The organism is Klebsiella sp. R445 (assembly GCF_051131755.1).
GTDB lineage: Bacteria > Pseudomonadota > Gammaproteobacteria > Enterobacterales > Enterobacteriaceae > Klebsiella > Klebsiella lignicola.
Window position 1 is genome coordinate 2,249,785 of the sequence record NZ_CP180446.1, and the last position, 13,762, is coordinate 2,263,546.

At 56.5% G+C, this 13,762-nt stretch carries 8 protein-coding genes; 1 reads left to right on the forward strand and 7 read right to left on the reverse strand.

Features of this window, described 5'->3' with window-relative positions:
- Positions 1-38: 38 nt before the first annotated feature.
- The 5 genes from fhuB to mrcB all read right to left on the reverse strand — a co-directional run bounded on the left by fhuB (position 39) and on the right by mrcB (position 8,794).
- On the reverse strand, positions 39-2,021 hold the full coding sequence (fhuB, locus tag ACMYSN_RS10520) for an iron ABC transporter permease (protein WP_462497946.1): 1,983 nt from the start codon (positions 2,019-2,021) through the stop codon (positions 39-41).
- Positions 2,018-2,908, reverse strand: coding sequence for a Fe(3+)-hydroxamate ABC transporter substrate-binding protein FhuD (gene fhuD / locus ACMYSN_RS10525; protein ID WP_462497947.1), 891 nt, complete (start codon positions 2,906-2,908; stop codon positions 2,018-2,020). Before fhuD ends, fhuB begins: the two co-directional genes overlap by 4 nt.
- Positions 2,908-3,705, reverse strand: coding sequence for a Fe3+-hydroxamate ABC transporter ATP-binding protein FhuC (gene fhuC, locus ACMYSN_RS10530; RefSeq protein WP_123757697.1), 798 nt, complete (start codon positions 3,703-3,705; stop codon positions 2,908-2,910). The genes fhuD and fhuC overlap by 1 nt, the downstream gene beginning before the upstream one ends.
- 46 nt (positions 3,706-3,751) lie before the next feature.
- The gene (gene fhuA, locus ACMYSN_RS10535) at positions 3,752-6,004 is read right to left on the reverse strand and encodes a ferrichrome porin FhuA (RefSeq protein ID WP_462497948.1); all 2,253 of its coding nucleotides are present in this window, start codon (positions 6,002-6,004) and stop codon (positions 3,752-3,754) included.
- Between the two features lie 231 nt (positions 6,005-6,235).
- Complete coding sequence (gene mrcB, locus ACMYSN_RS10540; RefSeq protein WP_462497949.1) at positions 6,236-8,794, reverse strand: penicillin-binding protein 1B; 2,559 nt, start codon at positions 8,792-8,794, stop codon at positions 6,236-6,238.
- Between the two features lie 586 nt (positions 8,795-9,380).
- Here mrcB and gspS point away from each other — a divergent pair.
- Complete coding sequence (gene gspS / locus ACMYSN_RS10545) at positions 9,381-9,755, forward strand: type II secretion system pilot lipoprotein GspS (protein WP_462497950.1); 375 nt, start codon at positions 9,381-9,383, stop codon at positions 9,753-9,755.
- A gap of 40 nt (positions 9,756-9,795) precedes the next feature.
- Here the strand turns inward: gspS and gspB are convergent, their stop codons facing one another.
- The gene (gspB, locus tag ACMYSN_RS10550) at positions 9,796-10,269 is read right to left on the reverse strand and encodes a type II secretion system assembly factor GspB (RefSeq protein WP_462498241.1); all 474 of its coding nucleotides are present in this window, start codon (positions 10,267-10,269) and stop codon (positions 9,796-9,798) included.
- A 179-nt stretch (positions 10,270-10,448) separates the two neighbouring features.
- On the reverse strand, positions 10,449-13,730 hold the full coding sequence (gene pulA, locus ACMYSN_RS10555; RefSeq protein ID WP_462497951.1) for a pullulanase-type alpha-1,6-glucosidase: 3,282 nt from the start codon (positions 13,728-13,730) through the stop codon (positions 10,449-10,451).
- Positions 13,731-13,762 lie beyond the last annotated feature (32 nt).

The following is a 13,762-nucleotide window of genomic DNA, read 5'->3' on the forward strand; positions in this document are numbered from 1 at the left end:
TTTTCCCCGGCGCACGGAACCCGGCGCCGGGGAATATCTTAGCGGCTCTGCTTTCTCAGCAAATAGATAAAGTACGGCGCACCGATAAAGGTCGACAGCAGACCGGCCGGGATCTGATACGGGAACATCATCATCCGCCCGCACCAGTCGGCAAAGACCAGCAGCAGACCCCCAATCAATCCGGACACCACCATCTGCGGCATCGTGCGGCGGAATCCCATCATGCGCGCAATATGCGGCGCCATAAGGCCGACAAAACTCAACGGGCCAATCGTCAGCGTAGCGGTTGCCGTCAGGCACGCGGCCAGCATCAGCAGGCCAATGCGTGACGGGGTCAGCGCCATGCCCACCGCACGCGCCGCTTCACCGCCTAACGGTAGAATGGTCATCCAGCGTCGGCACAGCGGCGCCAGCGCCAGCAACACGACCATCGCGATACCGCTGCGCAGTACCATCTCCGGCGTAGCGCTGTAAGTCGACCCGGAGATCCACGTCAGGATCTGCGCCATCCGCGGATCGCCGCTGGCCTGTAGCATCATCAACAGCATGGTGAAGGCGGTGCTGAGCGCCATCCCCGCCAGCAGCATCCGGTGCGGCGAGAAGCCACCGCGTCCGGCGGCAATCAGGATCACCAGCAGCGTCACCGCCGCCCCCAGGCTCCCGGCGGGCAGCAGCCAGCCAAACGCGTTGCCAGGGACAAAAAACAGCATCATGACAATCCCGAACGCCGCGCCGGAGCTGATCCCCAGCACTTCCGGACTTGCCATCGGGTTGCCGGTCAGGCGCTGGATAATACAGCCGGCAACCGCCAGCATCACCCCGGCGAACAGCGCGGCAAACACCCGCGGCCAGCGCCACGGCATCAGCTGATCCAGCAGCGAACCGCTCGCCCAGTGCCAGCTCTGCGCATCCCGGCCAAATGTCAGGGCAACGACGATCGCCAGCAGCAGAATCACCAGGCCACCGAGAGCAAACCACTGCACGTTTTGCCGTTCGACCAGCGCCTTGTCGCCGACATTCATCACCGGCGCGCTGATGCTGCGCAGGCGTGGCAGCAGCCACAGCAGCAACGGCGCACCGATCAGCGCCGTCACCGAACCGGTTGAGACTTCCATCCACACCCGGGTCAGCCACAGAATGAGCTGGTCCGACAGCCACAGAATGAGGGCGCCAATCAGCGCCGCCAGCAGCAGACGCGACAGCAGGCGACGGGCGCCGAGCATTTTCGCCAGCAGCGGCGCAAACAGGCCGATAAAGCCGATAATCCCCACCGCGTTCACCAGCAAGGCGCTGATAACAATCGCCAGCGTCAGCGTCGCCAGACGCGCCAGCGACAGTGCCAGCCCGAGGTTACGCGCCACGCCATCATCCAGCCCCATCAGCGTCAGCGGGCGCAGCAGCAACAGGGTTAAGACGGCGCCGCCGAGCAATTGCGGCCACAGCCGTTGCACCACGCTCCAGTCGGTTTGCGTCAGCGTACCGGTGCTCCACAGGAACATACTCTGCAGCTGATCGTGATGGAAGATGACCATCAGTTGATTCAGCGCTCCGCAGTAAAGGCTGACCACCAGGCCGGCAAGAATCAGGGTCACCGGCGAAAGCCGCTTGCCCCAGGAGACACCGAACACCAGCGCCCCGACCAGGCAGGCCCCGGCCAGCGCGGCAAACTGCGACGCCAGTACGCCGGGGATCGCCCAGAGCGTCGTCACCGTCATCCCCAACTGGGCGCCGGTGGCCACCCCAAGAGTGGTCGGTTCCGCCAGCGGGTTGCGCAGCACCTGCTGGAACAATACGCCGACCAGCCCCAGCCCGGCGCCAACCAGCAGCGATACCGCCAGCCTCGGCAGCAGGCTGTAGTGGAACAGCATCTGGGCAATATTATCGATATCCGGCTGGCGTAACGCCTGCCACCACTGGCTTTGCGGCAACGCGGCATGAAGATTGAACAGGCTGAGGCTGAAAGCCGCAACCACCAGCACCGCCAGCAGCAGCGCCGTCAGAGGAGAAATTCGCGATCTCACGCCGCGCCTCCCTGGGCATCCGCCAGCACGCGGGCGAAATGCATCGCCGACAGCGTCGCGCCATAGAACCAGACCGCCGGTACGCGCTGGAAACGTCCTTCGCGGACAAACGGCATCGCCCGCCACAGCGGCGTAGCCATCAGTTGCGCCATCTCGGCCTGATTACCATGGTCAAAGCAGATCACGTCCGCCTCTTTGTAAGCCGCCAGCCGATCGATCCCGACGCTGACGCTCCCCCAGAAGGTGGTCTCGCCGCGCCAGGCATTTTTGATGTCAAAACGATCGAGTACTTCCTGGAACAGGCAGTTGTGCCCGAAAACCAGCACGTGGCGAGGATCAAGCAAGGTGATCATCAGCAGCGGGCGATCGCCGCGCTGAGCAAACCGGGGACGCAGGCTCTCCATCAGCGCATCGAATTCCGCCAGGTGGCGTTTCGCCGCCTGCTGTCGGCCAATCAGATCGGCCATCTCGTTGAGGGATTGCTGGGCCATCAGCAGCGGGCGTTTACCGTCGCTGAAGGTGAAGCCTTGCCCCGGAGCGATACGCGCCAGCTTCTCCGCCGACGGCCCGTAGCCTGCCGACCAGAAGATAAACGACGGCTTCATCTGCGTCAGCAGCTCAAGGTTCGGCTCCGTACGCAGACCAACATCGATCACCGAAGCCGGTAACGCGGGCTCGTTCACCCACAGGTTATAGTTCGGAATATCGGCCACGCCGTAGGGCGTCACGCCGAGCGCCAGCAGCAGCTCTACCGGCAGCCACTCCAGCGCCACTATGCGCTGCGGGTCGATAGCCGCAGCCTGCGCGTGCCGCATCTGCCACAGCAGGGGCGACAGGGCCATCGCCGTCAACAGCCGACGACGCGTGAGGAAATGGGTCTTATCCATCAATACACAAAACTTACCGGCGCGTTACCCGCCGGATGCGGCAGAATGCCCATAGGGATACCGTAGATTTGCTCCAGCGTTTCGCTACGCATCAGCTCCGCCGGCGTGCCCTGGGCAATCATCTCACCACCGCGTAAGGCGACCAGATAATCGCAATACCGGGCGGCCATATTAATATCATGCAAAACCGCAATCACCGTTAAGCCGCGCTGCTGGCTCAGACGGTGCACCAGCGCGAGCACATCAACCTGATGGGCGATATCCAACGCTGAGGTAGGTTCATCCAGCAACAAACAACGGCTGTCCTGGGCCACCAGCATGGCAATCCACGCACGTTGGCGTTCGCCTCCGGAGAGGCTGTCCACCAGCCGGTGCGCCAGCGGTTTGAGACCTACCAGCGCAATCGCTTCTTCCACTTTCTCCCGATCGGCGCTGCCGAAACGCCCCAACGCGCCGTGCCACGGATAGCGACCAATAGCCACCAGCTCACGTACCGTCATCCCTTCTGCCGGCGGCAGTTGCTGCGGTAAGTAGGCGACTTTGCGGGCAAAGGCTTTGCTGCTCCAGCTATCCAGCGGTTGCCCGTCCAGCAGCACATCTCCTTCCGAAGGTGGCTGATGGCGACCCAGCATTTTCAGCAGTGTGGATTTGCCGGATCCGTTATGGCCAATCAGGCCCGTCACTTTTCCAGCCGGGAACGTTAAGGAGAGAGGATGCAGCAGCGTACGGCCTGGTACGCGAAAGGTGACGCGGTTCAGTGAGAACGTGGTATCGGTGTGCGGAGTCTGTTCCTGCATAGCGGCGACCTGGTGAAAGGCGCGGCGAACCGCGCCCATTAAGTGATTAGAAACGGAAGGTTGCCGTCGCTACTACCTGACGCTCTGCGCCCCAGAAACACCCATAGGTGTTGAAGCAGCTAGCGACATACTCACGATCAAATAAGTTATTTACATGGAGAGCCACATTGGAACCCGCCATGCCAACCCGAGCCAGATCGTAACGAACCAACGCATCAACAACCGTATAGCTGCCGACTTTGAAAGAATTAGACGGATCGCCATAACTGGATCCAGTGAAGCGACCACCAGTACCTAACGTCAGACCAGATAAAGGCCCCTCAAAGAAGGTATAATCGCCCCACAATGACGCCATATGTTTAGGAACCTGAGCTGGCGTGTTGCCTTTATAGTTGGTGTCCGTGGTGTATTCTGCATCGGTGTAAGTATACGAACCGACCACGTTGACGCTAGCAGAAAGCGCGGCTTTTGCTTCCACCTCCACGCCTCGTGAACGAATTTCGCCACCTTCCACTGAGAAGAACGAGCCAGCAGGGTCAGCCATCAGATTGTTGGTTTTAGTCAGCTGATAGACCGCACCTGTAATAACGATTGGACGATCGTTCGGTACATACTTAACACCAGCTTCGTATTGTTTGCCTTTTGAAGGAGCAAAAATATTGCCATCTGCGCCTGTCTGAGAAGCAGGTTCGAAAGATTCACTATAGCTGAAATAAGGCGTCACTCCGTTATCAAACAGATAGTTAACACCTCCTCGCCAAGTAAACTCTTTATCATTTCGGGAATCTTCAGTAGCAGAAACACGATTCAGCGAGTCCTGTTTCGCCCAGTCGTAACGACCACCCAAAGTAACCAAAACTTTATCCCACTGTATTTGATCCTGAACGTAAAGGCCTGTTTGCTTTTGTTTGTTCAGCACCTGATATGCACCTGACGGACCCGGATGTGAACCAAAATCAAAATCACTACGGTCAAGGTTGTAAATATCAGATGGTGGTACTGAGCCTGCATAGCCAAACCAAGAGTCGATGTCATTACGCATACGCATAAAATCAACACCAGTCAGGAGTGTGTGATCTACCGACCCAGTCTCAAACTTACTTTGCAGTTGAGTATCAACAGTGAAATTCTGAAGCTTCTCATTATCAATGACATACTGACGGGTTAAATAGTGTCCCCATTCAGATGGCGCGATGCTAGCGCAAGGACTAGAACTCGGATTGCTAGAATAAAGCGGGTCAGAGCACATGCCATATCCATAGACACTATTCTGCGAAACTTTATTTTGGGCGTAACGAAGATTCTGACGTACAGTGAAAGTGTCATTAAATTCGTGATCAAAACTGTAGCCAACCATTTTCTCGTTACGAGAGTAGGTATTGTTATCAGCACCTTCGTTGAAATCGGTAGAGAGACGCTTACCGTTCGGTAAAGTCGTCACCGTTCCCTCTTTCGGTAACCATCCGTAGTAACCGGTCTCGGGTTCATTTTGGAAGTAAGACAAGAACGTGAAGTTAGTTTTATCATCCGGGCGCCAGCTGAAAGATGGTGCAATAGCGTAACGCTGCTCCTCTGCCCCTTTCTGTTGGGCATTGGCTGAACGAGCCAGGCCGGTTAATCGATAAGAATAAACCCCGTCATCATCAATCGCGTCACTGAAGTCAAAACCCGTCTGGAACAAGCTATCAGTGCCCATTTTGAACTGGATTTCTTTCAGTGGCTCCGTAGTAGGACGCTTACTGACCATGTTCAGCAAGCCACCTGGATTACTCTTTCCATAGAGAACTGACACCGGACCACGCATAACTTCAGCACGCTCCAGCATATAGGGGTCGATCACTGCATCATTATAGAAATTGCCCTGCATCTTCAGACCATTCAGATAGTTATTCTGACTTTGGCCGTCTGCAGCAAAGCCGCGAATGATCAGATAGTCGTAAGTATTGGAAGCTCCACGAGTACCTACAGCAACTCCAGGCGTATAGCTCAGTGCTTCTTTAACCGATTTCGGCTGATGCAGTGCCATTTCCTCGGCAGTCACCACAGAAATAGACTGTGGAACCTTTTGAATAGGGGTATCTGTTTTGGTTGCAGTCGCGGATTGTCTGGCTGCAATAGTTGCCGCCGGCCCCCAGGCGCTCTCCTGCGGGGCAGCAGTTGCGGTTACAGTAATCGTTTCTTCTTTATTCGGTTCAACCGCTGCCTGTGCGTAGACAGACATGCCGCTAACCGCCGTGGCTACTACGACTGCGATTTTACGCAGCGAGTGATTTGGCTGAGCAGTTTTTGGACGCGCCATTGGTATATCTCTGATGAAAGTGAATGATAACGTAAACGAGAATTATTATTATGACCAATGCAATAATAGGCGAAACGCCGAATGCAAGGCAAGCAATATGGCCGCTCTGAATACCGAAGGATGAAATAATAACCAGGCAGTTATTGTGGGGTTAAGTGACTGTTAACTAATGTGCGGAAATAAAAAAGCCCTCTGATACTTTCGCATCAGAGGGCCTGGTCAGGCGGACAATCAGTTGCTGCCGAACATGTCCTTAATCCAGCCCGCTACACCATCGCTCTTTTCCTGCTTCGGCGGCTGCTGTTGCTGTTGCTGCTGTGTTGCCGGCTGCTGCTGTTGCTGCTGTCCGGACTGATTAAACGGATTGTTCTGCTGCTGTTGCTCCAGCTGCTGCTGTTGCATCTGCTCGCCCTGGCGGCACAGCGCATCCGGCGTAGTGGTCCAGACCGGAAGCGAACGGACCCCACCGCTGCACAGGAAGTTACCGCTGCTATCGACACCCATATCAACCACATCTTCCGGCGCCGTCAGCGTCAACGGCGTCGGCGTCTGATTGGCCAGATAGCGCTGGTAAATCGACATTGCGCCGCTGGCACCGTACAGCTTGGTCGGTTGGTTGTTATCGCGTCCCACCCAGGTAATCGTCACCTGACTTCCGTCGATGCCGGCAAACCAGGTATCGACGTTATTGTTGGTGGTCCCGGTTTTCCCTGCCAGATGCAGGCCAGGATACTTCGCGCCAAGTTGACGACCGGTCCCACGCTGGACAACCTGCTGCATGGTCCACAGCGTCATGTACGCCGCCTGAGCCGGAACCGCGCGTTCTGCCTGCGGATAGCTCTGGTACAGTACGGTGCCGTCTTCCGCGATGACCGAACGCAGCGCTGAAAGCGTCGCGCGGTTACCGCCGCTGGCGATCGTCTGGAACGCCTGGGCAACTTCGATTGGCGTCAGGTTCAGCGCCCCCAGAATCATCGCCGGTACCGGGTTAAGCTGCTCTTTCGGTACCCCCAGTTTGACCCAGGTATCGGTGATCGCCGGTAAGCCCAGCGCCATCCCCAGATTCACGGTCGGGACGTTCATCGAGCGCGTCAGCGCGTCCACCAGCATCACCTGGCCGCTGAAGCGACGATCGTCGTTCTGCGGAGACCAGGTCTGGCCGTTTGGCAGACGAATGGTAATTGGCGCATCAGCAATCGAAGTGTTCAGACGATACTGATTCGGCTGGCTTAATGCCGTCAGATAGGTCGCCGGCTTCGCCAGAGAACCGATCGAACGACGCGCCTGCATCGCACGGTTATAGCCGGCAAACTGCGGCTCCGCACCGCCGACCATCGCCCGGACTTCACCGGTAAAGCGGTCAACCACCACCATCGCGGTTTCAAGATCCGGCAGCTTACGCTGCTTTTTCAATGCCGGAATACCGTCGATCGCCGCTTTTTCTGCCGCATCCTGCGCCACCGAGTCAAAGGTGGTAAAGATCTTCACGCCGGAGAGATCTTTCACTTTATCGCCCAGTTTCGCCTGCAGCTCCTGGCGCACCATCTGCATAAAGGCCGGCTGCGGAGAGATCACCCCGCCACGCGGCTGCACGCCCAACGGACGAGCGCTCAGCATGTCATACAGTTCCTGGTCGATAACATTCTGCTGCTGCAGTAATCGCAGGACCAGATTGCGTCGTTCCAGCGCCAGCTTCGGATTACGCCACGGGTTGTAAATCGACGCCCCTTTCACCATCCCTACCAGCAGCGCCTGCTGATCGAGGCTCAGCTCTTCGACCGGACGGCCAAAGTAGTAGAGGCTCGCCAGTGGGAAACCGCGGATTTCGTTGTCGCCGCTCTGACCGAGGTAGACCTCGTTCATATACAGTTCAAGGATCCGGTCCTTGCTGTAACGGGCATCGACGATCAGCGCCATGTAGGCTTCGTTGGCCTTACGCCAGTACGAACGTTCGCTGGAGAGGAACAGGTTTTTCACCAACTGCTGGGTCAGGGTACTTGCCCCCTGCACCGTCCGTCCTGCGGTCAGGTTCGCCAGCACCGCACGACCGATCGAGTACAGGCTAATCCCGTCATGCTCATAGAAATGACGGTCTTCGGTCGCCAGCAGCGTATCCACCAGCAGGTCAGGGAAGCCGCTGCGCTTCACGAACAGGCGCTGTTCGCCGTTGGCCGACTGCAGCATGGTGATCAGACGCGGATCGAGACGGAAGAAACCGAACTGGCGGTTGTTCTCCATATTCTCGATTTTTTCCAGGCGATCGCCATCAAAGGTCAGACGCGCGCGCACCTGCCCTTCTTTACTGTCAGGGAAATCAAACGGACGGCGGATCATCTCAATGCTGTTGGCCTGCACGGTATATTCACCCGGGCGGGTCATGGCACTGACCTGACGATACTGCGTTGCATTCAGCAGACGCACCATCTCGTTTTTGCTGACCTGCATATCCGGTTCGAGGTTAACCATCCGGCCATACACTGCAGCCGGAAGCTCCCAGACTTTACCGTCGATGCGGCTACGGATTTTCTGATCGAGATAGACGCCATAAGCCGCGACCAGTACCGCCACGACGATACCCAGCTTGAACAACAACCACAGCCAGGTATGTTTGCGGCGAGGCTTGTTACCTTTGCCTTTTGCTTTCTTTGGCATTGGCTCTTCGTCCTCATAATCATCATCGTAATCGTCGTCATAGTCCTCATCCCGAACCCGACGACGAGTCACTTTTTGTTTTGCCGGACGCGGGGCTTTACCCTTACGTCCGATAGGCTCGCGGTCATCTCCCGCCATGCTTTTTCTCCGCAACTTTCAGGCGTAAAAGCCTGATTCTCAATGCTTCCTCTTGAGAGAGGAAGAAGATATCTCTCAAATTCACGCCCGGGGGTGCTTACACCTGCAGGCGACCAGCTCAGTATCACAGCGTGGTCATGATGTAAGCTTAAGCCTTAATTTCATTATTCATAAAATAAATCATCATGTTACGCACAACGCCTGATAAAAATTTAGGGCCATAGCACGAATAGTCCAGGCCACACAGGATAGCACTAAACCGGAGCTGGCTTAACCAGCATTTTACGCCCTCATAGCGTGACAAAATCGAAAATATTATGTTTTTTAATAACATAAAAATATTACAGGCAGTACATCATCGCGGCATACCGTCCGGACGCTGCCGGTCGCTAACAACGGCGCCGCCGTTAAATATTATATTCAGATAGTCGCCGGTAATATTCGGCCAGAAGTAAAGCGAAACTTTAAGCCATTCAGGGATAAAAATGAGAGCGCCTTAACAAATATATATAATAATATTTCCTGATGACAGCCTGGAAATATTTGTTAAACTGTCAGCCAGTTAACCTGACCTGTTTAATATATTATGCGAACTTCCATTATATTTCCGCTTCTGATGATTAGCGCGCTGGCAGGTTGCCAGCAGAACCGTTCGTCTACGCTTAGTCCCACCATCAGCAATGAAGCCCAGCTAGAGCAGCTCTCCTCGGTGGCGGCCGGTGCGCGCTATCTGAAAAACAAATGCAGTCGAAGCGATCTCCCGGCGGATGAAACTATTGATCGCGCCGCGTGGAATGTCGGTAAAAAAAGGGGATGGGATAATATTGATTACGCCACGCTTAGCCAGCGCAGCACGCAAATGTACCAACAACTCCAGCAGGACAGTACGCCGGAAACCACTAAGTGCAACCAATTTAATCGTCAGCTCGCACCGTTTATTACCAGCTTACGTCAGCAATAAAATGCCGAAATAAGTAAATTGTTTTTTATTTCGCGCCGATTTATTCCCCTTGCGGACTCTCTTCAATAATGCCTCCTGGCCAGTCGTCCAGCGCCGCCAGGGTAAACGTTTTGCCATTAAAGCTGAACAGCGTGACATCCTGCTGAATCTGCTCGATCACCAGGTTTGGCAGCGGCGACTCCCCCTCTTTCCAGGATTGACCATTTAACACGATACTGCGCTTCTCCGCTGATGAGGCGTAGACATGTGCGCTGTAGCGTAGCGCCGGCAGATTATCATCCTCAACGATGCGCTCCGTCTGCGGTTGTGGTGGCGTTTTCTCAGGTGACGGAGCCGGCTGCGGCTGGCGCGCTTTCGGCGCAGGATGTGTCATCGGAACCAGCGCTGCATGCGCCACCGGCACCATCAATGCTGGCGCCACGGCGGTATTGCGCCACTGCTCACCCGCAAACCAGCCGAGGGCAATCAGCAGCACCGCATAGACCGGCACGGTCAAGTACGGCACCTGCACCATACGCCCGACCACCAGCGGCGGTTCCTCCGCCTCGGGCGCCAGTAACGCAGGCAAACGGCAGGTTTTCTCATCAGGCACGACCACAGGTTCTCCTTATCGCTGAAACGATAGCCCGGCAACGAACGCCGGGCTATCTGGCGCAGTTTGCAACACGTTGCAACCCGCCCTGAGTTACTGCGTTACTTACTGCTCACCGGCAGGCCAGTCCCCTGGGCATCGCCCTGCGGTTTTTCCAGAACCACTACGGACCAGGCAGGCAGCGTAATCGCGCCATTGGCCGCAATCTCCACGCCGCTCGCCAGCGAAGCGTCACCGGCCGTCTGTTGAATGGCGCTCAGTTGCAGATTCTCACCGGCAAAGTCATCGAGAGTCCGGCTTTCAGGTGCGGCATTAATCGCCACCACCAGGCCATCAACCCGACTATCAAGGCTCGTCCCTGCCTGCACGCCATCGTCGATTGTCATGATTAGCAGACCGGCCAGTTGTTCAGGTCCGGTGTTGCGAAAATCAACGCGCTTCATCACCGCGCTTCCGTCACCTAAGGTAAACAGCGGGGAGGATTTACGCAGCTGAGCCAGCTCCTGATAGAAAGCAGTCATCTGCTGCAGCTCCGCCTCGCCCGGCGTGGTGACCATCTCTTTCACGCGAGAGATCAGATCGTAGTTATCACCATCGTCGCTGCTGCGCGGCATCCCGACGTTAAAGTTATTGTCCTGCATCGCGTAATCCACGCGGTTAAACCAATCGCCGGAGTCATAGGAATCGCGGGTAAAGGATTTCGAACGCAGCAGTTCCGAACCCTGCTGATCGAAAGCAATCCCCTGACCCAGCATCACCGTCGCCAGCGATACCGCCTGCATCCGCACCCGGGTATTCAGATCCGCCTGCTGCGCGGCTTTGTAGGTGATCATATCCCACAGGGTTTGGTTATCGTGCTTGGAGACATAGTTAACCACTTCAGTCGGGTCAGCCGCATAGCCGCCAGGCGCACCGTTGTAGTCAATCTCGCTGCCTTTTTTCACCGCACCGTCTTTATCGATCAGGATAAAGTCGGCGAGGTTGCCGGCCATGCCCAGGCGGGTCAGATCCGCCAGGTGGCGCGCATCGTCTTCACTCTGCTGGGTCAGCTCGTTAGGCAGGATCCCGGCACCGCTGCCGATGCCCTGGTTCTGACGCAGCGCATCGCCGGAGTCAAACGGACCACCGCCACGCACCGCGTCACGCAGGCGGTCGGAGAAGGTACCGATGCCGGTTCCTTTCAGGTTGATTTGCGACGCGATATCAAAGCGGTCGCCCTGGCTTGAATCCCAGCCTTCACCGAAGAAGTAGATATCCGGATTTAACGCTTTCACGCGATCCCACGCCGACAGAATCTGCGCTTTCGGGTGGTAGCCCATTAAATCGAAACGGAAGGCGTCGATCTTATAGTCGGTGGTCCATACCGCCAGAGAATCGGCGATCAGCTTGGCAAACATGCGGTGCTCCGGTGCAGAATCCGAGCAGCAGGTCGCTGACTCAACGCTACCGGTGGTTTCGTTCAGACGCTGATAGTACCAGGGGACAATTTTATCCAGCACCGATGTGCGGTCAGTTGGCCCCGCTGCATTGGTATGGTTATACACGACGTCCATAATGACGTTCATCCCCAGATCCTGCTTGATCGCCTGAATCATGGTGCGGAACTCTTTAATGCGCGTGGTTCCTTCCGGGTTGGTCGCATACGATCCTTCCGGCACCGTATAGTGGAACGGATCGTAACCCCAGTTATAGGAGTCCGTCTGCGCCACCAGCGTATTCAGAGCCTGCACCTGCGGATTGTCCTGACTGTCGTTCTGCTTCAGCTGGTTGAGCACCTCTTCAACGGTGGAACCACTTGAGCAATAGCCAGCAAATTCGCTGCTCTTCACCGCGCTGTTAACCTCGCACAGATGGCTGAACGGTTGCTGAATATCGGCGACTTTATCGCTGAACTCGTTAACCGTCGCCAGATCGAAGACCGGCAGCAGCTCCACGTGGGTCACCCCTGCGCTGGAGAGCTTTTTCAGATGCTGCACCATATTGCTGTCCTGCGCGGTGAGCGCGAGATATTTCCCGCGCAGCTCGGACGGCACGGTCTGATCCCAGGCAGAAAGATCGCGAATATGCGATTCATGGATCGTCATTTTGGCGAGGTCGGCCTTGGTTTTCTGGGCATGAGGCATCGCCAGGCTATCCCAGCCTTCCGGCTTGAGATCGCTGTCGTTAAGGTCAACGACCTGGCTGTATTCCGAGTTCGTCGACAGGCTATGGGAGTACGGGTCGGTGACTTCGTACTGCTCAACCTGCCGCGACTGCGGATGGTAGACCGTCAGCGCATAGCGGTAGAACACCCCTTTCAGGTCGCTGCCGCCCTGCCACGCCCAGGAGCCGGAGGCGCTGTCGCGGGTCATCGGATGGCTGGCCAGCACTTTTTTGTCGGCACTGTAGATAACCAGATCGACCTGCTGCGCGGTCGGCGCCCACAGGCGGAAATTGACCCCGCCACTCTCAATCTGCGCACCGTAGCTCAGCGCTTCGGCTGCCGACGCATAGGTATCATCCAGCACGCCTGCCGTTTGTACCTGGGTGGCAGAGATCAGTACCCCATCTTCCTCCGCGGCAATCGCCACGGTTTCGCCTTGCAGCAGCTCATCGGTTTTGGCGTCATCCGGCAGCTTAAACGCCGCATAGCCGGAAAGCTGCGGGAAGCGCATGCTGACCTGCTGGCTGATGGTGGTTGGCGTCAGCTTCAGGTAGCTGTCGGTAAATTTCCCTTCGCTATTCGCCGCCACTTTGCTGCTGTGGCTGTAGTACAAACGCACGATGGGTTTATCTTCACCCGCCGGCCACAACAGCGTCGTTTTATCGACCCAGTGGGCTTCGGCAAGCGCCACGCCGAAGGCCGCGCGGAACGCCTCGGCGCGGGAGTCGTAGAGCGTGCCGCTGCCGGCAATGACCGAGACCGTACGATCGGTAAAGTCACCAAACGAGACCTGCAGATCGCTGTCGATCAGTTTGTTAGTGCCATCCCGGACGATAACGTTGATGCAACCGCTCTCTTTATTCAGTGGAATAACCCAGTACGGGCCGTATTTATCGCTACCGGCCGGGGTGGTGCTGACGTCATTCCAGTCGGCGACTGGCGAGCTTAACGCGTCGCAGGTTTCATTATTCCAGAGATAGAGGTTCTTACTGCTGTAATCCACCGTGCCCGTTCCGGTGATACCCGCGATATCGACCAGGTGGATGACCGCCTGGTTCGCCGTCGCCGTGGCGGCTTCGCCAGGCACCGCCACATCGGGTAAACGGACAACGACATCCTGATTATCAGGATTGCCAGGGTTATCAGGTGAGCCAGAGGAAGAAGATGAAGAACTATTATCGCAGCCGCTAAGTAAAATCAACGAGCCAAGGAATAGGGCATTACAGGTATATCTGAGCATTCGATAGTCCCTAATATGCTTAATAATTTATG

Bases quoted from the DNA above. Each gene is read 5' to 3' on its own strand.
- fhuC (WP_123757697.1), bottom strand. From the start codon at position 3,705: ATGCAGGAACAGACTCCGCACACCGATACCACGTTCTCACTGAACCGC.
- gspB (WP_462498241.1), bottom strand. From the start codon at position 10,269: ATGGTGCAGGTGCCGTACTTGACCGTGCCGGTCTATGCGGTGCTGCTG.
- pulA (WP_462497951.1), bottom strand. From the start codon at position 13,730: ATGCTCAGATATACCTGTAATGCCCTATTCCTTGGCTCGTTGATTTTA.
- gspS (WP_462497950.1), top strand. From the start codon at position 9,381: ATGCGAACTTCCATTATATTTCCGCTTCTGATGATTAGCGCGCTGGCA.
- mrcB (WP_462497949.1), bottom strand. From the start codon at position 8,794: ATGGCGGGAGATGACCGCGAGCCTATCGGACGTAAGGGTAAAGCCCCG.
- fhuD (WP_462497947.1), bottom strand. From the start codon at position 2,908: ATGGATAAGACCCATTTCCTCACGCGTCGTCGGCTGTTGACGGCGATG.
- fhuA (WP_462497948.1), bottom strand. From the start codon at position 6,004: ATGGCGCGTCCAAAAACTGCTCAGCCAAATCACTCGCTGCGTAAAATC.